This is a genomic window from Vibrio sp. TRT 2004 (assembly GCF_050113735.1).
GTDB lineage: Bacteria > Pseudomonadota > Gammaproteobacteria > Enterobacterales > Vibrionaceae > Vibrio.
Genome location: NZ_JBNJOH010000054.1, coordinates 1 through 25,044 on the forward strand (window position 1 = coordinate 1; position 25,044 = coordinate 25,044).

Consider the following 25,044-nt stretch of genomic DNA (forward strand, 5'->3'; position numbering starts at 1 on the left):
GATTGGCGAGTGTTAGGGCTGTAGTTAATTGCAAAATAAAAGGCTCAAAGTTATAGAAACTTAGAGCCTTTATAAGCTATCTGCAGGATCGTTCAACCGATCATTTATCTCTTAACTGATCGGCATTAAGCTCAATAGGCTCGCTGTTATATCTAAAGGGCAATGATGTCTAGACGCGTTTAACGATGTTAACAAACTCCGTCATTATTGCGGCATTGGCCAAAATGCGCTGGTCGATATTCTGTTGACCAGGCGTTTCACTACAGCAGCCGAAGTGGCTTCCTTGCTGCACTAGGAACGATTCAAACGAGGTGTCAAAATGGTTGAAAATAATACCATTTTGAACCGGACAATCATCAATCTCCCCGTTTGCTGCGACAGCAAAGAACTGTCCGAGGGTATCTCTTAAGTTTTCGCTGAAACGCCCCGGAATTTGCTGTGGTTCGAATGAATAGATGTAGGTGTCTGTCAATAACACATCTTCATGGCAGGTCAGTATTCCATCTCGACTCGCGGACAACAGGGTTGATGTATGATTCATGAGTATCTTTGCTTCGATGGATGTTCCTCTCCCTGACGTCGGAGTACCATCTTCAAGGTAAAATCCATGGTTAGGGTTTTCGCCAAGCTGATTAAATCGTTGACCAATGGCAAAGCCAGTAGGATTGACCAGTGGCAGCAAGCTAAGATTCACCTGTGCGAAAAGATACGGATCTAAACTCGATAGAAAATGCACTAATCCCCATGGTCCGGCTGCCTCTTCGCCATGAAACCCGGCACTAATCATCAGGTTAGGATTAGTGGTAATGTGTTGTGACGATTGTAGCAGGCATACAGGGTATTCACCTGAGGTTCCTAGTATGCTCTTGGAGAGACCAAGGCGGTTTATCTGTTGTTCCAACAAATGGTAAAAACGATCAATATCGTTAGTTTGACACTCAAAAATCTCACTATGCCACTGATAGGCTAAGGCAGTAGATTGAGTCATTGTTACGTCCTTGTTAAAAAAATATCTTGAACGTCGTCAGCATACCAGCAAAATTATGAAAGTGAAGTAGGTTCAAAAGGATAGCGTAGGGGAGAGTAGTAGGAACAGCAGAAGCGATCAGTCCGGCGTTGGGTGATTTCATGAAGATACATGCTGAACCGTACACTGTTGAGCTCGCCACGCCATTCGTTATTTCGAGAGGTGCCAGAACGCATTGCCACATGGTGAGGGTAACCATTAGTTACCAAGGCCTTGAAGGGGTAGGTGAGTGTACGCCTTATCCAAGATACGAGGAGAGTGTGGAGTCTGTCATTGAACAAATTGAGCGATGGCGAGAGAGCTTGGATGGGTTAGCGCCACAGAGGGCTAAGGTGTTATTACAAACTAGGCCCGCCGGGGCGGCCTTCACCTTGTCTGACTGTGATTGCCGGCGAATGGGTTCGGCACTTTCTGTTCATAAAGTGCCGACCATTGTTTGTTGCCACAGGTGACGGATTAGCACACCATTTGCAACAAAATATCGCTTATTTGATTCTATTCACAATGTATAATCGTAAGTCTCTCGACGTCATGTAAATAAACGCAACACAATGGACTATTGATGAAACTACAACAAATCGACAAGCAGTTATACCGTTCACGTTTGAATGTGGTTATTGTCTCATGCATCGCCTTTTTAGCCTTATCGAGCCTAGCGGTATCACAGACATTAATTTATTTATTCCCTGCCGAATCAGGCTCTCACTTCCATTGGAATCTGCTTGGCGTTGTGGTTAGTGCGCTACTCGTCGTGACCATTTTATTCAAGTTTAAAACTCATCCCAAGATGCATGAAGTCGTCTATGTATGGGAGCTTAAACAGGCGTTAAATCATATCTATCGCAAGAGTAGAGCACTGAAAGCTGCGGCAAAGGAGGGCAATCCACAGGCAATGCTGGCACTTCAGTTTAGCTATGATGGTTCACGTCAGTTATGGCAGTTGGATGACAATACCATAACGATCAATAGCCTAGAGTCGGCGCAAAGAGAGCTTGAACAATGGGCGCAGGAGTTTGGCGTTGAGATAGATATTGCTAACTACCACGCAGAGATCCTAAAGTCGTTTTAACTCTCATCTGTGCGTTGAGTGTCAGTGAACAGCAGACGCTTTATCTGTTAAATAGTCGCTTGTCTATAAACTTAGATAGCCAGAGAATCAATCAGATAGTTTAGCGTGGTATTGCTATCATCTTGATTGATGACAGTGGGTAAGAAAATGAGTTTCTTTAACCAACCGCGATTCATAAGCTCATCGAGCAAATCGTGATAGCGGAAACTACACTTGCCGATATTATCCGTGATCTTCTGACCTTTTTAATTACGTTGCAGAAACCATACACAGTGCTGTCTCGAATAGTCAGTCCACTGGTTGTTGTGATCGCCACGGTATGTCCACGTGCTGCGCATTCGTGAACAAGGCGAAGAGTGGTATCGGTTTCTGGGCACACGCGTTCCCACGGGTACATAAGGAAACAAATGTGCATTAGTCGTCCTCTACTAGGTCATAGCTGTTATAGTCATCATCAGAGACTGTTGGTTTACTGTTTAATGTATGGAAGCGTTTTCTACCACGAGCAAGTTTTATGTACTTCATCCAAGTACGCTCTAACTTAGTGGTTGGCTCTTTCTTTCCTTGAATAACGTCTAGGAAATCAGATTCAGCTTGATTCTCTGGAGTTAACTCACCACTTTCGAGTCCGAGTAACGTTTTTCCATAAAACGTGAGTAACTGATCTTCAGCTAGAGTGAAGTCTCCAGATTTAGAAAATCCACGTGAGAAATGGACATTGTCATAGAAGTGCGCTTTACCTTGTCGAATTTCTTGAAAAGACATTGCAATCGTCTCGATTAAGTAGGGTTATTGGTATGCGAAAGATATTCGCAGTTTGGCAAAGTTAACAACAAATAATTTTTGTCGTTATAACAATGCATTGTGATTAAATTGCATGATTTTATCGCCTTCATAATTACCCGATTAACAAATAAACAATAGACTAAACTGAGCCAAATGGCTCAACTCTCGCGTTTAGTTAAATCTCCTGTTGGATCGATGTACAAGGCAAACATATACTTCGGTAAATAACGCGACAGATGGCGTTAATCTTAGTGGTTTCACTCGCTATCGATGATAGATATTAATGGAATAGAAAATGTCGAGATTTGTTACGACGGACAAAGAACCTGAGGGCTTAATTCACGCGTTGTTACTTGATGGCAATGGCGGTAGTCGAAAATTGTCATGGCAAGAAGTCAATCAGTGGGATGAATCCGAAAGTGGCTTGTGGCTGCATTTTGATTACAGTCATCAAGAAGCGCGCGACTGGATAAAAAGATGCAGTGGACTCAATGAGATAGCTGTAGATGGTTTGCTGAACAGTGAAAACAGACCGCATGTGCTGACTCGGGTAAATAACCTCTTGCTCATCTTGCGAGGTGTGAATCTCAATCCTGGCTCCAATCCAGAAGATATGGTCTCGGTACGGCTGTGGACGAACGGCAAAATCTTAATCAGTAGCAGAAAAAGAATGCTGCTTTCGACACAAGATATTGTCGCCAACCTTAATGAGAATGCTGGCCCTGCAACAATCCCAGTGTTGCTGATTGAGTGGACTGACCGCATCGTTGCGAGAATGAACGATACCATTAACGTCATAGAAGATAGCGTGTTAGGCGTTGAGGAAAACATATTAGATGGTGATGCGAAGCAGCTTCGTTCTCAGTTACTTCGTCTTAGACAGCAAAGTATCGGCATTCGACGTTATATTGCCCCGCAAAGAGAGGCTTTAAACCGCCTGGCAGTGGAACAGTTAGAATGGCTGAGTGATGTTGACCGACTTGCGTTGCGTAGTATCGCCGACCGACAAATTCGCTATGTCGAAGATATCGATACGATAAAAGAGCGTGCTTCTATGGCGCAAGAGGAATTGCTCAGTCGTATTTCTGAGCAGCTAAACAATCGCAGCTATGTCCTGACGGTGATTGCCGCTATTTTCTTGCCTCTGGGATTCTTTACCGGATTAATGGGGATCAATGTCGGCGGGATGCCTGGTGTCGAAAATAGCATGGGCTTTTGGATTGTTGTGGCGATATGTTTTGGCGGAACTGCTCTGTTAGCAGTGTTTCTGTCGTGGAAAAAGTGGCTTTAATCAGCGTCTTTTCTATCCTCCAAACCACAAATCTCATATCAGCATTCAAATTTGAGGCTCTCAGCAAGTAAAGCGGTCGAGTTATCTGTTATTGACCTGTCTATAACTTTATAGTTTATATTCCATGACCATTGAAGGAGCGGAGAGAGTTTGTGTACAAAATTTCTGAGCTAGCAGCACTTGTTGGATTGTCGCGCACAGCCTTGCTTTATTACGAAAAGCAAAAGCTGATCTCTAGTCATCGTCTATCTAACGGTTACCGTGTGTATGGTGATAAGGAGTTACAACGCGTGCGTTTGATCCAGCAATTATTGGCTGGGGGACTGACACTAAAAGAGTGCAAAGTATGCCTTGAAGCCAAGGTAGACCGGCAATTATTACGAAACCGACTTGAAGCTCTTGATATAGAAATTGAGCAGAAGCAGAAATCGCGCCGTCTTCTCGCAGCACTGCTCGGAGAAGAAGAGAGCAAAGGCTGGCATACGGGGTTAGACAAACTGGCTCCAGATGCTCATTTGGAATGGTTAATTAAGCAAGGTTTCAGCGAGAAAGAAGCGTTGCGACTTAAATGGTTATCAAAAGATATGAACGAACACGATGTATATATGGCAGACTTTATGAAAGTTTTCGAGACGCTTGAGCGTTGGGGGCCAGGTAGTGAAGTCGATACAGCCAAAGCATTTTCGTTAGTGACCTCTACACCTGAGCGGATCTTGGAGGTCGGTTGTGGCAAGGGCTTAGCTACTCAGGTATTAGCGGACGTTTGTACCGCGGAAATTGTAGCGGTCGACAACGAGCAATCAGCGTTAACGCGACTCACCGAACGTTTTTCACAGCAAGGGATCACTCATCGCCTCGAAACAGTGTGTGCAAGTATGACCGACTTGCCTTTTGATGACCTAAGCTTTGATCTTATTTGGTCAGAAGGTAGCGCATACATTATGGGAGTAGAAAAGGCTCTCAAATCTTGGCGACCTTTGCTTTCTGAACATGGGTTGTTAGTCATCAGTGATATGGTTTGGCGTGCTGCTGAGCCTAGTGATGAGGCGTTGGAATTCTGGAGCCAAGAGTATCCTGACATTCAATCTATTGAGATGCGTTTGATTCAAGCTGAAAAGGCTGGCTATAAGGTGATCAACCATTTCCCACAAAGCGCACAAGCATGGCTGAATTACTATGCTCCGTTAAAGCGTCGAGTCGCAGAATTGGAAACGGAAATGGGAGAGTCGCAGGCGCTAAAAGACATTAAGCGAGAAGTTAAACTGTGTACTGAACTGGCAGATGAGTTTGGCTACCACATGTTCGTTTTAGCCAAAAACTGACTCGAATAAGCCCTCTGAGCTATATTGGCGTGAGGGCATATATCATGCGTTCTATCGAAGCTGTTTACATTTCTTCAGTAAAATCTTCATCGGTACATTGGTTGGTATCAGAGCACTCGATCTCGTAAACCAGTTCAGACAGAGTTTGCGGATTGAGTACTATTTCTTGAGGTACTTCAAAGCGACATGCCATCATTCGGTTAAATATCTGCCAGTGGTTGAGCAGACAGACTTGTAATTCATTGGTCTCGTCGGACCATGTTTCTTTCATAAATGGCGTCAAACTCGCCGCACTGTGTGCAAACATAATCATCTGCCATTTAATTTCCCAGATTTTGACCTGATTTTGCGGGTGCTCTTGGTTGTATTGCTCAGCTAAACGATTGACGAGACTTTCTATTTCGCCCGAATTATCAATAAAGTAGTCAAATAGCGCGTCTTCTTGACGAACCGCGTCAGCAATAAACTGGATAGGTTGTTTGCATTCGAGCATATGCGCTAGCAAGCGCACAGCGAATAGGTACAACTTAATGTTTGAACTTACATCGCTGGGCATGTTGCCAATGATGGTTTGTATATAGCTTTCCATATAGCGATGTAGCCCATCACTAATCGAGTACCATATCTGTTCTTTGCTGCCGAAATGGTGACGGATGAGGCTATGAGATACCCCCGCCTTATCACTAATATTCCTCAGTGATACTCGCTCGTAACCCAGTTCGCAAAATAGGTCTGTAGCGACACGCATGATCTCACACTTGGTTTTTTCTGCGTCTTGGGCACTTCTTCGGCCTTGCTTTCGTTCAGTCATAGTTACCGTCAATTTCTAAAAACGCTCTCTTTCTACCAGAAAAGCGTGGGGATTTCATCAATCAAGCGCATAAATAGCATAGTACATTTCTGAATTTTATTGAACGTATGGAAAATAAATATTGATCTGTCAGACAATCCTAACATGCTGCGCATTCGTGTAATAAAACTCGTTGAGATCCCTGATCTACAAAACAGTCGTTACGATCGCTTTATCGCTAATATTGATGCGACTGATCGTGCATCTATGTCGTTTCAAGTCAGCGGTGAAGTTGAGGTAGTGGACGTCAGAATGGGCAGTGTCGTGAAGAAAGGACAGCTTCTTGCTTGGCTCGATCCTACCGACTACCAACTGGCATACGATGCGAAGAACGCAGAGTATGATCTGGCTTACCTGGAATGACGGCACAGGTTCGCCTGCTCAATGAAAAACGCTTTGCTAAAGTCGATATCTCACCAAGCGCTTGGATTAGTAAGAGTGGTCAACATGGCCAACTCTTCAAGTTCGATCCTCAACAGCAAGTAATTACCCCCGTTGATGTCACACTCGATGTCAACGGCAATGTTATCGCGGGTCTTCAGCAGGCCGATCTGATTGTGCAGGCGGGTGTCGAGAATCTAGTCTCAGGCCAACAAGTAAAAGCATGGACTAAAGAGGGCGGTATTTGAGATGAATCGAATTAATTGGATTGCCGCTGGCTTATCTTTGAGTTTACTCACCGCGTGTATGCCGGAAACGGAACATCGCCCACTGAATCCACTTGTTGTTGATACATTCACTGTCGCTCAAGCTACAGAGAGTCAGTTTCGTACCTTCAATGGTCAGGTAATCGCTGTCCTCAATGATACCAAGGTAAGGCAAAAGTTGGCTGATGCGCAGGCGTGAACGGACTAAAGAATTAGTACCGTAGTTCAATGAATCGAAGGCGTGTCGTCTTGGCATCTCTAAGCAAGAAGTCTCTGAAACCTTACAGATGGCGTTTGGCGGAACACCAATCGGCTTATTAGCGATGGATATGCCTTTTAGTTTCACGGCGTTTCTTGGCTTACTTAGTCTGAGCGGAATGATTCCTTTGGTGTTTGACGCATTTTATGGCTCAATGGCAATTACGATTATGGCGGGTCTTGGATTCGCGGCGGTACTGACCCTTATTGTCGTACCGGTATTGTTTGCCATTCTTTACCGAATCAAACCTTCCACTGCTGGATAATTCATGGATTGAACCTCGATTCGTTTTAAGCCAGCCCGAAAGAAATTTCGGGCTTTTTTATCTTTCTATAGTCGATAATTGACACAAATTGATATTGAATAGAATTAAATTAATGTCATTACATAATTAAACAAAATATCATTCCTTATTATACTAAAGTATGACGATATTGTTCTTGTTGATTGTTAAATCAATCATTAACTTACATTTAATAAGTCATCTTCATCTCAATTATTAATCTTATTGTTAATGCTAATGACTATATTGATAGTCTGATAATTAACTACTCATTTTAAAATTATACTGCATGATAATCATTGTCATTAAACGAGTGATGAAGACTAATGAAATAAGTGTAAATACTAATATACCGTGAAAAAACAGCAAGATAGATGTTATTGATAGAATGGGAGTTCAATTAAAGTCTAGTTTAATCAATTAGATAGCGATTGTTAACAAGGATATAACATTTCATTCCATATGAGACCTTGTTCACCTTTATGCATAAAAAGTGAAAAAATATTTGAAGTGTAATAATTAGGTATTAGCTTAGTTTAATAAGAGGTAAGTAAAAAGCCTTAGATTATTTATTCTATGTTTGTCGCAATGACAAATATATTACGAGAGCTTTTCAATATTTGTTTTGGTTATTAATTGCTGTAAAGAATGGAGTCTTTTAATGAAGAAGATCGCTTTGATCACTGGATCGAAAGGCGGAATTGGTTCTGCTATTTCCTCACAACTCGTCGAGGATGGCTACCGAGTCATCGCCACTTACTATACTGGTAATTATGAGTGTGCGTTGGAATGGTTTAATGAAAAAGGATTTAACCAAGATCAGGTTCGATTGTTTGAGCTTGACGTAACAGACACCGAGCAATGTGCTGAGCGACTAGCTAAATTGCTTGAGGAAGAGGGAACGATTGACGTGATCGTCAATAATGCTGGGATCACCCGAGATGGTCTGTTTAAAAAAATGTCTCCTTCTGCGTGGCGAGATGTTATCGAAACCAACCTTAATAGTGTTTTCAATGTTACTCAGCCCCTATTTTCTGCGATGTGTGAAAAGGGGAATGGTCGCGTAATCAACATCTCTTCAGTCAACGGTCTTAAAGGACAGTTTGGTCAAACTAACTACTCTGCAGCCAAAGCCGGAATGATCGGTTTTTCTAAAGCACTTGCAGCGGAAGGTGCTCGAAGTGGTGTGACGGTTAACGTTGTGGCACCAGGTTATACTGGCACTCCTATGGTCGAAGATATGCGTCCAGAAGTCCTCGAATCAATTAAAGAGCAGATCCCAATGCGACGTCTTGCAACGCCTCTCGAAATTGCACAATCCGTCTCTTATTTAGTTAGTGATGCTGGAGCCTACATTACAGGGGAAACACTCTCTGTAAATGGCGGCTTATACATGAATTAAAGGGACGATTAGATGGAAAAAATATTTATTGTAGCGGCAAAACGCACACCGATCGGCGCTTTCGGTGGCTCGTTGAAAGACATTTCTGCCGGCAATCTAGCGTCAATTGCCATCAAAGCAGCGATTGCTGACAGTGGCGTTAAGGTTGACGCGATCGATGAAGTCATTGTCGGCAACGTGGTGAGTGCCGGACAAGGTATGGGCGTTGGTCGACAAGCTGCGATTTACGCTGGTATTCCGCATCAAGTTCCTGCTTATTCACTCAATATGGTGTGTGGCAGTGGTATGAAGACGGTGATGGATGCCGCAAGCCACATCAAAGCCGGTGATGCAAATATCGTGGTAGCAGCTGGTGTAGAAGTAATGTCTCAAATCCCATTCACAGCACCATCAAGTATTCGAGATGGCCACAAAATGGGCAATATGAATCTGACCGACCTACTGATTAACGACGGGCTGACGGATGTTTATAACCAATACCATATGGGTGTTACGGCTGAAAACGTGGCCAAATTGGTGGGTATTAGCCGTCAGCAGCAAGATGAATATGCATTGGCAAGTCAGTTAAAAGCGGTGTCTGCAATTGAGGCGGGTAAGTTTAAGCAAGAGATCGTCTCGGTTGATGTTAAAAAACGTCGTGAGACCGTCGTGTTCGATACTGATGAATATCCAAAGCCTGACGCGACTCTGACTGGTTTGTCAAACCTGCGTCCAGCGTTTGATAAAGAAGGGACAGTTACCGCAGGCAATGCGTCAGGAATCAATGATGGTGCCAGTGCCATCATCGTCGCAAGTGAATCGGCGGTGAAGGAGCACGGGCTTACACCAATCGCTGAAGTCGTTAGCTATGCTCAGTCTGGACTTGAACCCGAAATCATGGGACTTGGCCCTGTTGAAGCTGTCAGCCTCGCATTGCAAAAAGCGCAACTGACTACAGATGATATTGGTGTCTATGAGCTCAATGAAGCGTTTGCTGCTCAGGCACTGGGTGTGATTAACCAACTGGCTGAAAAGCACGGTGTGTCAGTCTCCTCAATTCTTGATAAAGCCAATGTTAATGGCGGTGCAATAGCACTTGGTCATCCACTCGGGGCCTCCGGAAACAGAATTCTAGTTTCACTCATCCATGAACTTAATCGCAGTGGAAATCAATACGGTGTCGCTTCACTTTGTGTTGGCGGCGGTATGGGGACTGCTGTTGTTATCAAATCAATTAACTAACCCAATTAAATGGACTTAACTTAGGAGTACCAACCATGTACACAGATTTTTTCAAGACGTTTGCAGATCAAACAGAAAAGACAATGGAACCATACGTAAAATTCAACAAGCTAGTGACAAAGAATGTTGAAGTACTCACTGAGCTTCAGCTTAACGCTATTCGTACTTACAGCGATATGGGTCTCGCTCAGATGAAAGCAGCCAGTGAAATCAAAGATGCGACGTCACTGACCGCTTTTAGTGGCCAACAGCTAGCGGCACTAACCAAACTTTCTCAACAGATGATGGACGACAGCAACAAGCTTCAGGCGATTGCGAAAGAGTTCAAAGACGATGTTGAGCAAATGACATCGGAAAACCTTAAGACAGTGACTCCTGCATAACACTGACTTTTTTGCCGCCGAAAGGCGGCTCTTTTCCGATCTTAGGAGTCGTTATATGTTACAAAACTTCTTTTCGGACTACCTTGTTAAGCTCCAAGAAACCAATCAAAAGTGGTGGGAAGATCTAGAGTTGAGCAGGGCAGCCGCAAACTCCCCACTCAATAAAGCAATGCAAGAGGTTAACCTCGAAGATACCGCCAAGTTATTCGAAAGCGCGGCGAATCAGCCTGCGGCATTGCTTAAAATTCAGGCCGAGTGGTGGCAACAGCAGTTGCAGATTTGGCAAAATGTCGCGCTTACGGCCAACACAGAGGACGTCGTCAGCGCAGAGAAAGGTGACAAGCGCTTCTCTAACGAAGAGTGGCAAAAAGACATCTTTTTTAATTTCATCAAACAGTCTTATCTACTGTTTAGCAAAACCTATCTTGAGACAATCAACAGCATTGAAGGACTTGATGAGAAAAGCAAAGAGCGCATTAGTTTTTTTTCTAGACAAGCCATCAATGCACTGTCACCAAGCAATTACATTGCGACCAATCCAGAATTACTTAAGCTGACACTAGAACAAAACGGTGAGAACTTATTAGCGGGTTTGGAACAACTGAAAGAAGATGTTGAGTCGAGTGCGGATATTCTCAAGATTCGTATGACCAACAATAATGCGTTCCGATTAGGTGAGGATATTGCCAATACCCAAGGTGACATCGTGTTTCGCAACGAATTGTTTGAACTGATTCAGTACCGCCCGTTGACGGAAACGGTCAACGCGACACCGTTATTGATTGTTCCGCCTTTTATCAATAAATACTACATCCTCGATCTGCGAGAAAAGAACTCTATGGTTCGCTGGTTACTGGAACAGGGACACGCGGTATTTATGATCTCATGGCGTAACCCAGGGAAGTCTCAGCAGCATGTCGAGTTTGGCGACTATGTCACTGAAGGTGTCGTGAAAGCGGTCAGTGCCATTGAAGATATCACCGGTCAGGAACAGATTAACGCCGCAGGCTACTGTATTGGCGGGACGGTTCTGGCAAGCACGGTTGCCTACTACGCTGCGAAGCGAATGAAGAAACGCATTAAGAGCGCGTCCTTCTTCACTACCTTGCTCGATTTCTCGCAGCCTGGTGAAGTGGGGGCGTACATTAACGATACCATCATCAATGCAATCGAAGTGCAGAATAACGCCAAAGGTTACATGGACGGACGCTCGTTGAGTGTCACTTTCAGCCTGTTACGTGAAAACAGCCTGTACTGGAATTACTACGTAGATAATTATCTTAAAGGCAATAGCCCGGTAGATTTTGATCTGTTGTATTGGAACAGTGACAGCACGAACGTCGCGGCGGATACGCATAACTTTATGTTAAGAGAGCTATATCTCAACAATAAGTTGGTGGCGGATAAAGGCGTTAAAGTTGGCGGTGTATGGATCGACCTGAATAAAATCAAGATCCCAAGTTACTTCGTTTCAACTAAAGAAGACCATATCGCCTTGTGGCAGGGCACCTATCGTGGTGCGCTCAACGTTGGCGGAAACAAAACCTTTGTGCTTGGTGAATCGGGTCATATTGCTGGTATTGTTAACCATCCAGCCAAAGAGAAGTATGGGTACTGGACGAACGATTCTCTGGACGATAGTGCAGAGGAGTGGTTGTCAAATGCTTCCCATAGTGAGGGGTCATGGTGGACGCATTGGCACCAGTGGTTGTTGTCGTTCAATCCAGACGAACAGGTAGCGCCATTTACGGTAGGAAATGAACAGTTCCCTGCAATTGAAGCAGCGCCTGGACAATACGTCAAACAGACCTTACCGATCACGTCGGACAACTAGTCTGTTCAGTGCAAGATTAAAGCCTCTGGTTAACCACCAGAGGCTTTTTGTTTGTATTCTCTACATCAATCTGTTTTAGTGGGTTTAACTGGTTAGGAGAGGGAACGGAATGAAAACCATCGGTATTATTGGCGGAATGAGCTGGGAGTCGACAGTGACGTATTACAAACAGCTTAATCAAGGTATAAAAAGTGCGTTAGGCGGTTTGCACTCGGCAAAAGTGGTACTCAATAGTGTCGACTTTGCTGAAATTGAAGCGCTACAACGCTCAGGCGACTGGCAAGCCAATGCTGATATTCTCTGTCAGGCGGCGCAGTCTTTAGAACGAGCGGGCGCAGAATTTGTTCTTATCGCGACCAACACCATGCACAAAGTGGCGCAGCAGGTTGAAGAGGCGATCTCCATCCCGCTTCTCCATATTGCGGATGCGACTGGTGAGGCGTTAACAGAGCAGGGAATCACTAAAATTGGCCTATTAGGCACAGCATATACGATGGATCAGGGCTTCTATAAGCAACGTCTAACCGATAAATATGGTATTGAAGTTGTGGTTCCAAATGGCGTTCAGCGTCAACTCGTTCATACCGTGATATACGATGAACTCTGTCAAGGGCAGATCAGTCAACGTTCCAAGGATGACTTTCTCACCATTATTGACGACCTCTATGCCGATGGAGCACAAGGGGTGATCCTTGGTTGTACCGAGATTGGTTTACTGGTTGAACAGGCAGACACGCGAGTGCCTTTGTTCGATACCGTAATGATTCACGTTGAGGCTGCGGTAAAAGAGGCACTGCGATGAATCGTAACGTTTGGCTTTTATCGCTGTGCCAAGCGCTATTAATGACTGGCAATATCCTTTTGATTTCTGTTATTGGATTGGTAGGAAAAACACTGGCTCCCAATAGCAGTCTGATTACGTTACCTGTCGCAGTACAATTTCTAGGTTTGATGAGCGCGACGATTCCAGCTTCTTTGATCATGGGTAAGCTGGGGCGTAGAAAAGGGTTTAGCATTGGTAATATCATCGGTATTAGCGGAGCCAGCTTAGCGACATATGCTTTGTCTATAAAGGCTTTCTCTCTGTTTTGCGCAGGTACTTTCTTGTTGGGGATTGGGATCGGTTTTGGCACCCTGTACCGATTTGCAGCCATTGAAGTGTGTGATGAAAGTGCAAGGCATCGTGCGATATCGATCTCAATGGCTGGTGGCGTGTTGGCCGCCATACTGGGTCCAAACTTGGCCATCTACTCTCAGCAATGGTCCTCCGATGGGCTTTATGTTGGGGCATTTATGGCACTGATTGTCCTGAATATTTGTGCGCTTTGCTTATTGCAAACTATTCAGTTCCCTAAGCCACTGTCAGCGACGCAAGTCACCAAAGTCGACTCATTAGCGACGATCATCAGAGCGCCCAACTTTATGGTGTCTGTGTTCGCTGCAATGGTGGCATATGCGGTCATGAATATCCTGATGACGGCGACACCGCTCGCTATGATTGGTTGCGGCTTCGATTTTAATAAAGCGGCGGGCGTGATCGAATGGCACGTTCTGGGTATGTTCGTTCCTGCGTTCTTTACCGGCCGTCTGATAGAACGCTTTGGTGCCAGAAGAATGATATTGTCGGGCGGCTTACTGTTTATTCTATGTATTGCCATCAATATACATGGTCAGTCGATTTGGCACTTCAGCTTGGCTCTGGTTCTCTTAGGTGTCGGCTGGAACTTTATGTTTATTGCGGCAACCGGATTGTTTAGTCAATCTTACCAAAGTCACAATAAGTCTAAAGCTCAGGCATTTAACGAATTTTTTGTCTTTAGCTGTGTGACGATCACGGCCTTAATGTCAGGGTGGTTAGAGGCATCCGTAGGCTGGCGGACGATGAATGTCTACGTATTGCCATTTGTGTTAGCTGTGATTGTTGTGTTTGGCGTTAATACCTACAAAACAAGTAAGTTAGCGGCTTAACTAAGCGTTAAATGAGAAAGGCAGGGGGATACCTGCCTTGTTTATATAGTGAATTTTTGTCAGTTACTCAGAAGAAAAGGAGAATAGAAAAGTGATTCTGAGTATTAGAATTGTGATGAAATAAGTTCCACAAGTTCATTTTCGGTTTCCGGCATTTTTTCGAGTTCTATTGAACACGAAGCGCCGCCTTTGAGCATATATGCGGTTGTTGTGCAGTGGTCATGGTGAAACCATTTTCCATTAACGCAAACATCTGTGTAGCAGCGTGGGTCTTGTTTCAGTTCCATTGGCATCTTCCTTGTTACTTTCCTGTTAACGCAATGTCAAAATAACCTCAATTGATTGAATGAAAAATGATCTAAATCAATTTGGAATGAGAACTAGACAAAGGTTGTAGTGATTGGCAGTAGTTACCAATCTCTTTATTTTTCGGTAACTCGTGCATACGGTGGCGCAATTGGTCTAAAGGAATGTTTATCGTTTTTTTAGCTGTTAAAAAGTAATTGATCTCACAGCCAATATTTCAATGACTATAGTAATTGAATATCTGCTTGGCGTTATGTACTGTAAACTCAATTCCCATAAGTAAAAATAGTTACGGACATCAAAATGGCAACTCTAATCAGCTGGCTTGGTAGAACAGATCTTGATCAAATGAAGCTGGATAGTCCTGCTTCAATTGCAACCATTGCTTTGAAAGGTAAAACTCTAGACAGCATTATTATCCTTGCCAGCACATGGGAAGATGAATGGCATGACTATAAAAGTTGGCTAGAGAAAAAGCTTGCTTGTGCTGGTCGTTCTAAGACCTCAGTGACTATCCAACGAGTTCGATTGGCATCACCGATAGATTATTCAGCTATAACCAATGTGATGCAAAAGCATCTGAGTAAGATTTCTGCTGGCTCTGAACACATTTACTTGAATCTTACATCTGGAACGCCAGCAATGGCTGTAGTTTCAGTCTTGCTCGGTAAGAGCATCGCAAGATGTCAGTTACTTCAAACATCTCCCCAAGGTGAGTTAATTGAAGTGGATATACCTGTCGATTTCGCGACGGAATACACCAAATCCTCCACTAGCGCTATACAGTCCCTGACATCAGATACCCCTCAATTAAGCTCGGCTTTTGAAGCTATAACAGCAAAGTCAAAAATCATGCAGCTTCTAGTGAAAAAAGCTCACAGACTCGCTTTATCTGATTTACCTGCACTTGTACTTGGTGAAAGCGGGTCAGGCAAAGAAGTCATGGCAATAGCAATTCACAATGCAAGCTCTCGCTCTGATAAACCATTCAGAGCCGTTAACTGCGGTGCATTACCAGAGAACTTGGTCGACTCAATTCTCTTTGGTCACGTCAAAGGGGCGTTTACCGGAGCGGATAAAGATCATTCAGGGCTATTTGAGCAGGCAAATGGCGGCACCTTGTTCCTAGATGAAGTAGGCGAGCTGCCACTCAATGTCCAAGTTAAATTACTTAGAGCGTTGCAACAAAAAGAAATTACGAGAGTCGGTGACGTTAAATCTAAGGTTGTTGATGTTCGTATTATTGCCGCTACGCACCAAGACTTGTTTCAGATGACATCACAAGGAGCCTTTCGGGAAGACTTATTCTACCGACTCGCCGTCGGGGTTATTGAAATGCCACCACTTAGAACAAGAACTGAAGACATTCCAGAACTCATATCAACACTAATGAGCGATATCAATCAGCAAGCTGAAAAACACCCTTTGTTCGAAAGTAAGAAAATTTCCACCGATGCAATAAATTTTGCAAAATCTTACCCATGGCCCGGAAATATCAGGGAGCTTTGGAATACACTGAATCGAGCAGTGTTATGGTCTGAATCGAGCACTATTTCTGCCGAAGACCTTCAATCGTCAGTATTAAGTGCAGGCAGAAAACCATCTTCTCAGGGGGAGTTTTCTGTACCTGGGGATATACAGCAATACATTGATACTATTAAGAAAGATGCGGTTGAATTAGCTTTAGAGTATAGTCGCAATAATAAATCCAAAGCAGCTGAAGCACTAGGTCTAAAGAGTCATCAAACGTTAAGCGGCTGGATGACAAAATTAGGCATTGAAGAATAAGTAAACAGGCTAAAACAGGGTTGGCACACCCATTGCTCATCGAGGTCAGGAGTACAATAAGAGTGAAAACGTCAGTGAACTTTGAACATCTAAGAAAAGACTGGCCAGAGCTGGCTGAACTAGGCGCATTTGCCGAAGCTTATGCGGTGACTGATCCTCAAAGCTCGATGGTTAAGCTTCGTTGCTATGTGGAAAAAATCGTTGGTTATCTTTATCGAGAGCTACGTTTACCTGTTTTGCCGAATGCGTCGGTTCACGACAAGCTGACCAGTGCCTCGTTTACTGCCATCATCCATAAAGATATTCTCGATAAATTTCATGCTGTACGCAAAGGCGGAAACAAAGCCGCCCATGACGGATATGTCAATCAGCATGATGCGCTCTGGCTACTCAAAGAATCCTACCTTATTGGCTGCTGGCTTTTCATCGCCTATGGGGATGGCTCCCAAGAAGAATGCCCTCGCTATACTCAACCTGATAATGCTCCGTTAGAGGGGGAGTCTAAAGCGGATTTTAAGCGCAAAAACAAACAGCTACAGCAAAAGCTCGCCCAGAACAGTGAGCAGCTTATACAGGCGTTAAAAGAGCTTGACGAAGCGAAAGAAGCCCAGTTGTTGGCCCAGCAGACTGCCAGTAAGCTCAAGTTGGAAGTTGATCAAACCAAAGCTGATAAGCTAAAGCGCAACACCCTTAAGTTGAAAAATAGCTTCGACTTTAACGAAGCGGAAACTCGTAAACGTCTGATCGATTCTGAGCTAAGAAGTGAAGGCTGGGACGTTGCACTCGCAGAGGTGAGCACTGAACAAGTATCCAAAGAGTACGAAGTAGATGGTCAACCGACGCAATCAGGCAAAGGTCGTTGTGATTACGTACTTTGGGATGACAACGGCAAACCACTGGCGGTTATCGAAGCGAAGAAAACCCGAGTAGATGCGCGAGCAGGACAAGAGCAAGCTAAAATTTACGCCGATGCGTTAGAAAAACAAACGGGTCAGCGCCCAGTTATTTTTTATACCAATGGTTACGATATCTGGCTGTGGGATGACGCTCAGGGTTACGTGCCACGTAAACTGTTTGGTTACTACTCTAAAGACAGTCTGCAATACCTTATCCAGCAGCGTGCTTTGAAAAATGATCTCAACAGCACACCGATTGATACCGAAGTCGCAGGTCGACTCTATCAAATGGAGTCGATCACTCGTGTCTGTGAACGGTTTAGCGATAAGCACCGCAAAGCGCTGATTGTGCAAGCAACAGGTACGGGTAAAACGCGCGTTTCTATTGCGCTGACCAAGCGTTTACTTGATGCCGGTTGGGCAAAGCGAGTACTGTTTTTATGTGACCGTAAAGAGCTACGCAAGCAAGCGGCAAATGCATTTAACGAGTTCACCAAAGAGCCGTTATTCGTAAAAGGTAAAAGCAAAAAAGATCTCGCGAGCAAAGCGCGTATTGTGATCGCCACTTACCCTGGCATGATGCAAACCTTCGAAGAGTTCGATGTCGGTCACTTTGACCTCATTATTGCCGACGAGTCGCACCGCTCTATTTACAACAAATATGGCGAGCTATTTAAGTATTTTGATGCACTGCAAGTGGGCTTGACCGCAACGCCAGTTGAGATGATTTCCCGTTCGACCAGCCAGCTGTTTGGCTGTGACTACAAAATGCCAACGGCGAACTATCCGCTAGAACAGGCGATTGAAGAGGGTAATCTCGTCCCTTTCAAAGTCGTTTCTCATACCACCAAGTTCTTACGTGATGGCATTAAAGGTAATGAGCTCACTGATGAGCAGATAGCTGAACTTGAAGATCAAGGCATTGACCCGAATGAACTCGATTTCGATTCAAAGCTGATTGACAAAGCGATCTTCAATAAAGACACCAACCGCCAGATCATCCGTAATCTGATGGAACGTGGTCTTAAAGATGTCGACAATCAATTGCCAGGTAAATCGATCATTTTTGCTCGTAGCATCAAACACGCTGAACTTATCGCCGATCTGTTTGCTGAAATGTACCCTGACTTGGGCGGCAACTTCTGTCGAGTGATTCACTCGAAATACGAACGAGCGGATGAACTGATCGACAACTTCAAAAGTGCCGAAGGCAACAAAGACGAAATCACCATTGCGGTGTCTGTCGACATGCTCGATACCGGTATTGATGTACCGGAATGTATTAACCTTGTGTTTGCTAAACCGATTAAATCGAAAGTGAAGTTTTGGCAAATGGTCGGTCGTGGTACCCGTTTGTGTGAGAACTTGTTTGGCCCAGGCGAACATAAAAAACATTTCTTGATCTTCGATCACTGGAACAACTTTGAATACTTCAAAATGAACCCAGATGAAGACGATGGCGCTAAAGGTAAGTCTCTTGCGCAAAAGGTGTTTGAAGCGCGGCTAAACTTGGCTGATGAGGCACTCAAACGTGCAGAGATGGATATCTTCGACGCGGTGGTTCCACAGATTAAAGCTGATATCGATTCGCTTAACGATAAAACCATCGAAGTGCGAGAAAACTGGCAAACCAAAGCGCAGTTAAGTAATGAGAAAACCTTGCACCAAATGGCTCCGGATACCAAGGAGCTACTGCGCTCTACGATGGCTCCGCTAATGCAATGGAAGCCAATTACTGGTGAGAGTGAAGCGTTGCGACTCGATCTCCAGTTCTTAGAACTTGAGCTCGTCAAACTCAAACAACCTTCCAAGGTCGATATTGTTGCGATGCCGATTATGGACAAGGTCACCACACTTTCGATGCACCTTAACGAAGTGCGCAGTAAGGCCAGTACCATTAAGCAGGTGCAGCAGCCCAACTTCTGGAATGATGCTGACCACCATGAATTAGAGGCTTGTTTGAGCGAGCTTCGAACGGTAATCCATTTGCGTGATAAAGGTGCGACTCCGCCACCTAAGCCAACACCTGTATTAGACGTAAAAGAAGATGCCGCTGAATATCGTACAGAAGAGGTGAAAACCGATATTGTGACAGTGGACTACCAGATTTATAAACAAGAGGTCGAAAAAACGCTGACACCATTGTTTGAATCCAATGAAGTGCTGCAGAAAATACGCGCTGGACAATCGGTGACAGAAGCCGATTTAGAGATGCTTAACGCGCTTGTGCATACCCAAAACCCAAATGTCGATCTTTCGATTTTGAAAGAGTTCTTCCCGGAATCCACCGCAGGGCTCGATCAGATTTTGCGTACCATCGTTGGCATGGATGCCAAAGCGATTGAAAATGAGTTTACAGTCTTTGTGCAGCAAGTACATACACACCTTAATTCAAGACAACAACGCTTTATCGGCATGCTCAAAAATCACCTTTGTCGCTACGGTAGCGTTGATATTGAACAGTTGTACGACGCACCATTCAACCAGATCGATGATGCTGGTTTAGATGGCGTATTTCCAATCCCTGCTCAAGCGGATGTGGTGGAACAGTTTGTTCGCCGCTTTAGTGTCCATTTGGGTGAGAAACAAGCAAGTGTCGAGAAAGTGGTGAATTAACCTTTTGGCAATGGCTTCCAGCCAAGTACACTACAACCAATTGCTATAAAAGAATATAGAGAACAGATAATGATTACATCAGGCGCATTAAAGAGCCAAATTGACAAACTATGGGAAGAATTTTGGACGGGCGGGATCACCAACCCGTTAACCGTAGTTGAGCAAATTACTTATTTGATGTATGCCCGCATGCTAGACATGAACGAGCGTAACGACGAAAAACGTAGCGCACGAACGGGCAAGCCATTTAATCGCCGCTTTCCAATCAGTGAAGATAAAGAGAAGGATAAACAGCATATCCGTTGGGAAAACTTCCGTCACCTTGGCGCAGAAAAGTTATACCCACTGGTAAAAGACGAACTCTTTCCGTATTTCAAACAACTCACATCTGATGACACCCTGTTTGCTGAGTTTATGAAAGATGCGCAGCTAATGATCCAAAAACAGTCGCTATTGGTTAAAGCGGTTGAGTTGGTGAGTGAACTGCCACTAGAAAACAAAGATGTAAAAGGTGACTTATACGAGTACTTGCTGTCTAAATTGACTACCGCAGGTATCAATGGCCAGTTCCGTACGCCGCGCCACATTATTCGCGCGATGATTGAAATGCTTGATGTAGAAGAAACACACCGAGTGTGTGACCCTGCTTGTGGTACCGGTGGCTTCTTGTCTTCGACCTACGAATACCTGCTAGAGAAGTACTCATCGCCAGAAGGTACAGAGAAAGAGCAAGCGTTTGATGTAGACGGTAAACCAGTTCTAGATGTGCATGGTAACCCGGTGTTTAACACCCTGTACGCAGGTGACTTACTTTCTAATCGTTGGCACATTGATGAAGATATGTTCCACGGCTTTGACTTCGACTCTACCATGCTGCGCGTCGCTGCAATGAACTTGGTGATGCACGGCGTAAAACAGCCAGATATTCACTACCAAGACACCCTAAGCCAAAGCTTTATTGAGCGCTTCCCTGATGAAGCGAAAAACGGCTTTGATATCATCCTAGCCAACCCGCCATTTAAGGGCAGCTTAGATGAAGAAGACGTCGATCCTGCTTTGCTTAAAGTAGTCAAAACAAAAAAAACGGAGCTGTTGTTTGTTGCACTGATCCAACGCATGCTGAAAGTCGGCGGCCGCACAGCAACTATCGTCCCTGATGGTGTGTTATTTGGTAGCTCTAAAGCGCACCAAACCCTCCGTAAACACCTAGTGGAAGACAACCAGTTGGAAGCAGTGATCTCACTACCAAGTGGTGTGTTTAAGCCTTATGCGGGAGTTTCTACAGCGATTCTGATTTTCACCAAAGGTGGTAGCACCGATAACGTTTGGTTCTACGACGTGCAGGCCGATGGTAAGTCGCTCGATGATAAGCGTACCCCAATCAAAGACAATGACCTGCCAGATTTAGTTAAGCAGTATAAAGCCTACCAAGCGGCGGTAATGGCAGGCGAATCAACCGAGCAGTGGTCAGACAAAACTCAAAAAGCCTTCTTGGTAGCGAAAGACGACATCAAAGCGAATAAATACGACTTGTCACTCAACAAATATAAACAAGTGGTGTACGAGCAAGAAAGTTATGAAGAACCCAAAGTGATTTTAGGAAAGCTCAAAGTGCTTGAGAACGAGATTCTGGCTGACTTAAATGAGTTGGAGTCGATGTTATGATCAAACTTGGATGCAACACGTCATTACCATCAGGATGGCAATGGGCTGAAGCTGGCAAAGTGATTGATATTCGTGATGGTACGCATGATTCACCCAAACCGGTTGAGGACGGGATTCCGCTAGTTACGTCAAAAAACTTAAAAAATGGGAAGATTGATTTTTCGACATGTACAAATATTTCAGCGGAAGACCATGAGCAGATAAGTAAACGTTCGGCCGTTGATGATGGCGATATTCTATACGCCATGATTGGAACTATTGGTAATCCGGTAATTGTTCAAGGTGATAGAGACTTTTCTATTAAGAATGTCGCACTGTTTAAGTTTTCAAAATCCCAAGTATTCAATAGATATTTTTATCATTTGCTAGGTAGTTCTCTTGTAACTCAGCAGTTCGAAAAAAATGCTAGAGGGGGGACTCAAAAGTTCGTTTCATTGGGAAACATACGAGCTTTGCAAATCCCACTTCCACCACTAGAAGAACAAAAGCGTATCGCTGCCATTTTGGATAAAGCTGATGCCATTCGCCAGAAACGCAAACAAGCCATTGACCTTGCCGATGAGTTTTTACGCAGCGTGTTTTTGGATATGTTTGGTGATCCGGTAACGAATCCGAAGGGGTGGGAGGTTAGACCACTGGGAGAAGTTTTGAGAATTAGGCGCGGTGCTTCCCCTAGACCCATTAAAGACTATTTAGGTGGAAATGTACCTTGGATAAAGATTGGTGATGGTTCGAAAGGAGACCAAATTTACCTACACGAAACAAAGGAGTTTGTAACAGAGGCTGGGGCTCAGAAAAGTGTGTATCTTGATGAAGGGGCGTTAATATTTGCAAACTGTGGTGTAAGTCTTGGCTTTGCTCGCATTCTAAAGAAACCTGGTTGTATTCACGATGGCTGGTTAGCTTTTGATAACATTGATAATGATTTTAATAAGATATTCTTATTGAAGTGGCTTAATCAGCTAACAAAACATTTTAGGCGTATCGCTCCCGACGGCACGCAACCCAATCTAAATACAGCGATTATGAAGGAACAAGAGCTTATTTGTCCTCCTATTGAATTGCAGCTCAACTTTGAGTCTGTGGTGCATCGTACCGATACATTACTTGGTAAGCTCAAACAAAGTTATGAATATGATAATGAGTTTTTTAACTCTCTTTCCCAAAAAGCCTTTTCAGGCCAACTATAAATTTCAGAGGTATCTTCGGATGCCTCTTTTTTGATCAAAGGTTAGGTTTGTATGCAACTTCAACTCAGTGCCACCAATGCACTCAACAAATGGCTCAAAGCCGATTTTAAGCGTTTGCCAGTTGGAGAGGGTAAACAAGCAGGAGTTAATAAACTGAGCTCGGATGCCGTTACCATGAGCTGGCAGGTGCATCTGATTGAAAACCGCTACCGTTCGCTAGAGAAAACTTTAATCGTTTGTGAAGCCAACAGCCGCTTCACCTACTTTATTCAGCTTAATCGAATGATTTTCTCGCCCGACGAACTCGCTAATCGGTTAAAAATAGAGTGGCAATTTGCCTTTGTGGAAGCATTAGAAGCCAATTCCTTGGAAACAAGCGGCTTAATCAGCCGTTATGACATCGCTAAACTGCTATCAAAACTCAATGATATTGAGTTTACGCCACACTGGATAAAAAACACCGACCTGAGTATTAACGGCCATATAGCCGACGCTGCCCAATGGGTCACTCAAACCTTAGAGGATAGAAATCTCGATCGCTTAAGCCAGCCGCTGGCGTTTGAAATTTCTAGCTATATCAATTGTCAAACTAAAAGCATCAAGGTGAACAACAAGAAGCAGCGCTTCATCCCAGTTGAGCGACTAGTTGAATACGTTCAGCAGATCACGAAAGTAAATGCTCCTTTAACTGATATGAGCAATGTGCTTCCGTTTAGGCGTTAGCGATGTCTTTACAATTATCTCTAACCAACTTTCGTTATTTCAAACTAAGCCAAACGATTGACTAGTTTGCAACAAGTAAAAAAGGCACAACTAAAAAACGATTACCACAAAGCTAACGAGTTGCTAGAGAAAAGCAGCGTAAGCTTTCACCAGTGGGTGGTTGACGTTTTTCTACAAGCCAAGAACGTTTGGATATGGCTGACGCGCAGTGACCGTTTGCACGATCTCCGACAGTAGAGATAAGCTTGATAGCCCACGCTTCTTGCAGGTTTCGATGAGCGTATGGATCCGACTTCGGAATTTATCGCCAGCATCTGAGGTTGCAATATTAGATATTTTTGGTGGCAATGGAGTGTTGATGTCCTCCTATAAGATTTACACCACAGACTTTGAACTATTATCTAAAGCAATGAGGTCTTCAAATCCAATACTCGTTCGAAGGGTCGAGGGTATCTCTGCAAGAATGTACATGAGAGCTGGCTTGTCTTATCAAGAAAAATTGTTTTGGAAGTGTTTATACAATGAAACTCGCTAATATTACGTTTGTTTTTAATCTACTTTGGTCTTTCATTGCTAGTGCTAGTGCTAGTGCTAGTGCTAGTGCTAGTGAGGTGGAAGATTTGTATTACCAAAAAATAGGACAATGTGTTAATGATGAGCAGCGAAAAAAAGATTTAACAGCGCGTGATGTTACTCCTGAGGAGCTTAAATATATACCGATTGTGAGAGGCTTGAGAGTGGAGCGTTGCTCAAAAATAGAAGAATCCAATTACGTACAAAGCCTCGGTGGTTCAAAGATTCCTGAAACCATTTCTACTTATAACAATCGAGATTTGTCTACATTAACGAAAGGGGAACTAGAAACTATCAGAAATATTGATGAACGGCTCGAGAGTTATAATCTTGAGGTTGATCTATTATCAATATACGACAAGTTGAAAGTAGAGTAGTAAAAGTACGATAACGATAAACATGATCATTGAAGTTGCTTTTATTAACTTAGGATTATGGTCAGTAAAGTCAGAGTAGATGTAGGCTAAAATTAGTAATGATGGGAGGCCTATGAACAAGGGCCCTATCTTTGAGTGCTTAGGGAGACTAACTAGAGTTATCAAGCTTATGGCATACAAAGCATATACAGTTAAGGCTATCCATTCGTCGGCTGATAGCTTTTTCCAAAAGATAAGAAGCACAATTAGTGGTGCTACTAATAATTCCATTTTAAAGCCCTTGAACTGGAATGTTTTTACTCTTTCGATATTACATATCATAGCGATTTAATGTAACAGTTTTCGACTCTTTTTGGATGTAGGTTAACTTCTGGATGAACGACAGTTAGATGAAGGTTGTGGCATTCTTATTTATAAAAAAGGAGCACATTAAGTGCTCCAAAGGAAAGGGCAGGGTTACATATATTCAGTGAGTCGGTCTTCGAACACTCGAGAGTGTCCTGAATTCTGTGTAACTGTCTAAACTTAAGCCTTAAAGGCTAAGGATGGACAATATGGATAAGAAAGC

General features: G+C 43.8%; 23 protein-coding genes and 3 pseudogenes. 20 read left to right on the forward strand and 6 right to left on the reverse strand.

The features are described from left to right. Positions 1-169: 169 nt before the first annotated feature. A complete protein-coding gene (locus ACQEXR_RS17275) occupies positions 170-988 on the reverse strand; it encodes a M14 family metallopeptidase (protein ID WP_427020810.1) in 819 nt (272 codons plus the stop codon). A 221-nt stretch (positions 989-1,209) separates the two neighbouring features. Between ACQEXR_RS17275 and ACQEXR_RS17280 the strand changes: the two genes are divergently transcribed. Next, on the forward strand, positions 1,210-1,479 hold the full coding sequence (locus ACQEXR_RS17280) for a hypothetical protein (protein ID WP_427020825.1): 270 nt from the start codon (positions 1,210-1,212) through the stop codon (positions 1,477-1,479). Positions 1,480-1,589: 110 nt separating this feature from the next. Beyond that, positions 1,590-2,096, forward strand: a complete 507-nt coding sequence (locus ACQEXR_RS17285) for a DUF3087 domain-containing protein (protein ID WP_331428163.1) — start codon at positions 1,590-1,592, stop codon at positions 2,094-2,096. Positions 2,097-2,337: 241 nt separating this feature from the next. On the opposite strand, the pseudogene ACQEXR_RS17290 reads toward ACQEXR_RS17285, so the two are convergent. After that, positions 2,338-2,511: pseudogene (locus ACQEXR_RS17290) on the reverse strand (glutathione synthetase); the annotation flags it as partial. After that, a complete protein-coding gene (maoP, locus tag ACQEXR_RS17295; protein ID WP_331418334.1) occupies positions 2,511-2,861 on the reverse strand; it encodes a DUF413 domain-containing protein in 351 nt (116 codons plus the stop codon). The pseudogene ACQEXR_RS17290 and the gene maoP, both read right to left, overlap by 1 nt. 316 nt (positions 2,862-3,177) lie before the next feature. Here maoP and ACQEXR_RS17300 point away from each other — a divergent pair, with 316 nt between their 5' ends. After that, positions 3,178-4,173: a zinc transporter ZntB gene (locus ACQEXR_RS17300; RefSeq protein WP_427020811.1), complete on the forward strand. Its 996-nt coding sequence runs from the start codon at positions 3,178-3,180 to the stop codon at positions 4,171-4,173. Positions 4,174-4,325: 152 nt separating this feature from the next. After that, on the forward strand, positions 4,326-5,495 hold the full coding sequence (locus ACQEXR_RS17305; RefSeq protein ID WP_427020812.1) for a MerR family transcriptional regulator: 1,170 nt from the start codon (positions 4,326-4,328) through the stop codon (positions 5,493-5,495). A 64-nt stretch (positions 5,496-5,559) separates the two neighbouring features. Here ACQEXR_RS17305 and ACQEXR_RS17310 read toward each other — a convergent pair whose 3' ends face one another. Beyond that, on the reverse strand, positions 5,560-6,306 hold the full coding sequence (locus ACQEXR_RS17310) for a TetR/AcrR family transcriptional regulator (RefSeq protein WP_427020813.1): 747 nt from the start codon (positions 6,304-6,306) through the stop codon (positions 5,560-5,562). 99 nt (positions 6,307-6,405) lie between these two features. Here ACQEXR_RS17310 and ACQEXR_RS17315 point away from each other — a divergent pair, with 99 nt between their 5' ends. From ACQEXR_RS17315 to ACQEXR_RS17360, 10 genes and pseudogenes are all read left to right on the forward strand, one after another. Then, positions 6,406-6,708 (forward strand): biotin/lipoyl-binding protein, encoded by a 303-nt coding sequence (locus tag ACQEXR_RS17315; RefSeq protein WP_427020814.1) that lies wholly within the window; start codon positions 6,406-6,408, stop codon positions 6,706-6,708. Then, entirely contained in the window at positions 6,705-6,974 is a 270-nt protein-coding gene (locus ACQEXR_RS17320; protein WP_331418329.1) for a hypothetical protein, read from the forward strand. Before ACQEXR_RS17315 ends, ACQEXR_RS17320 begins: the two co-directional genes overlap by 4 nt. A 1-nt stretch (position 6,975) precedes the next feature. Continuing rightward, positions 6,976-7,191, forward strand: a complete 216-nt coding sequence (locus ACQEXR_RS17325; RefSeq protein ID WP_206208554.1) for a hypothetical protein — start codon at positions 6,976-6,978, stop codon at positions 7,189-7,191. Positions 7,192-7,270: 79 nt separating this feature from the next. Beyond that, positions 7,271-7,516, forward strand: a pseudogene (locus ACQEXR_RS17330) (hypothetical protein); the annotation flags it as partial. 679 nt (positions 7,517-8,195) lie between these two features. Continuing rightward, positions 8,196-8,936 carry an SDR family oxidoreductase gene (locus ACQEXR_RS17335; RefSeq protein WP_427020815.1) on the forward strand — a complete coding sequence of 247 codons (741 nt, stop codon included), beginning with the start codon at positions 8,196-8,198 and terminating at the stop codon, positions 8,934-8,936. A gap of 12 nt (positions 8,937-8,948) precedes the next feature. Then, positions 8,949-10,157 (forward strand): acetyl-CoA C-acetyltransferase, encoded by a 1,209-nt coding sequence (locus ACQEXR_RS17340; protein ID WP_427020816.1) that lies wholly within the window; start codon positions 8,949-8,951, stop codon positions 10,155-10,157. Positions 10,158-10,192: 35 nt separating this feature from the next. Then, the gene (locus ACQEXR_RS17345; protein WP_138970951.1) at positions 10,193-10,540 is read left to right on the forward strand and encodes a phasin family protein; all 348 of its coding nucleotides are present in this window, start codon (positions 10,193-10,195) and stop codon (positions 10,538-10,540) included. A gap of 55 nt (positions 10,541-10,595) precedes the next feature. Beyond that, positions 10,596-12,374 (forward strand): class I poly(R)-hydroxyalkanoic acid synthase, encoded by a 1,779-nt coding sequence (phaC, locus tag ACQEXR_RS17350; RefSeq protein WP_426950288.1) that lies wholly within the window; start codon positions 10,596-10,598, stop codon positions 12,372-12,374. Positions 12,375-12,483: 109 nt separating this feature from the next. Next, positions 12,484-13,176, forward strand: coding sequence for an aspartate/glutamate racemase family protein (locus ACQEXR_RS17355; protein WP_427020817.1), 693 nt, complete (start codon positions 12,484-12,486; stop codon positions 13,174-13,176). Continuing rightward, on the forward strand, positions 13,173-14,342 hold the full coding sequence (locus ACQEXR_RS17360; protein WP_427020818.1) for an MFS transporter: 1,170 nt from the start codon (positions 13,173-13,175) through the stop codon (positions 14,340-14,342). Before ACQEXR_RS17355 ends, ACQEXR_RS17360 begins: the two co-directional genes overlap by 4 nt. 104 nt (positions 14,343-14,446) lie before the next feature. Here the strand turns inward: ACQEXR_RS17360 and ACQEXR_RS17365 are convergent, their stop codons facing one another. Next, positions 14,447-14,629 (reverse strand): hypothetical protein, encoded by a 183-nt coding sequence (locus ACQEXR_RS17365; RefSeq protein ID WP_331418321.1) that lies wholly within the window; start codon positions 14,627-14,629, stop codon positions 14,447-14,449. Between the two features lie 322 nt (positions 14,630-14,951). Between ACQEXR_RS17365 and ACQEXR_RS17370 the strand changes: the two genes are divergently transcribed. The 5 genes from ACQEXR_RS17370 to ACQEXR_RS17390 all read left to right on the forward strand — a co-directional run bounded on the left by ACQEXR_RS17370 (position 14,952) and on the right by ACQEXR_RS17390 (position 23,526). Beyond that, on the forward strand, positions 14,952-16,436 hold the full coding sequence (locus ACQEXR_RS17370) for a sigma-54 interaction domain-containing protein (protein WP_427020819.1): 1,485 nt from the start codon (positions 14,952-14,954) through the stop codon (positions 16,434-16,436). Between the two features lie 62 nt (positions 16,437-16,498). Further along, positions 16,499-19,948 (forward strand): DEAD/DEAH box helicase family protein, encoded by a 3,450-nt coding sequence (locus ACQEXR_RS17375; RefSeq protein ID WP_427020820.1) that lies wholly within the window; start codon positions 16,499-16,501, stop codon positions 19,946-19,948. A gap of 69 nt (positions 19,949-20,017) precedes the next feature. Beyond that, positions 20,018-21,613 carry a type I restriction-modification system subunit M gene (locus ACQEXR_RS17380; protein WP_427020821.1) on the forward strand — a complete coding sequence of 532 codons (1,596 nt, stop codon included), beginning with the start codon at positions 20,018-20,020 and terminating at the stop codon, positions 21,611-21,613. Further along, positions 21,610-22,803: a restriction endonuclease subunit S gene (locus ACQEXR_RS17385; RefSeq protein WP_427020822.1), complete on the forward strand. Its 1,194-nt coding sequence runs from the start codon at positions 21,610-21,612 to the stop codon at positions 22,801-22,803. The genes ACQEXR_RS17380 and ACQEXR_RS17385 overlap by 4 nt, the downstream gene beginning before the upstream one ends. A 51-nt stretch (positions 22,804-22,854) precedes the next feature. After that, positions 22,855-23,526, forward strand: a complete 672-nt coding sequence (locus ACQEXR_RS17390; protein WP_427020823.1) for an amino acid adenylation — start codon at positions 22,855-22,857, stop codon at positions 23,524-23,526. A gap of 171 nt (positions 23,527-23,697) precedes the next feature. Here the strand turns inward: ACQEXR_RS17390 and ACQEXR_RS17395 are convergent. Then, positions 23,698-23,865 (reverse strand): annotated as a pseudogene (locus tag ACQEXR_RS17395) (IS66 family transposase); the annotation flags it as partial. Positions 23,866-24,047: 182 nt separating this feature from the next. Between ACQEXR_RS17395 and ACQEXR_RS17400 the strand changes: the two are divergent. Then, entirely contained in the window at positions 24,048-24,476 is a 429-nt protein-coding gene (locus ACQEXR_RS17400) for a hypothetical protein (RefSeq protein ID WP_427020824.1), read from the forward strand. Positions 24,477-25,044 lie beyond the last annotated feature (568 nt).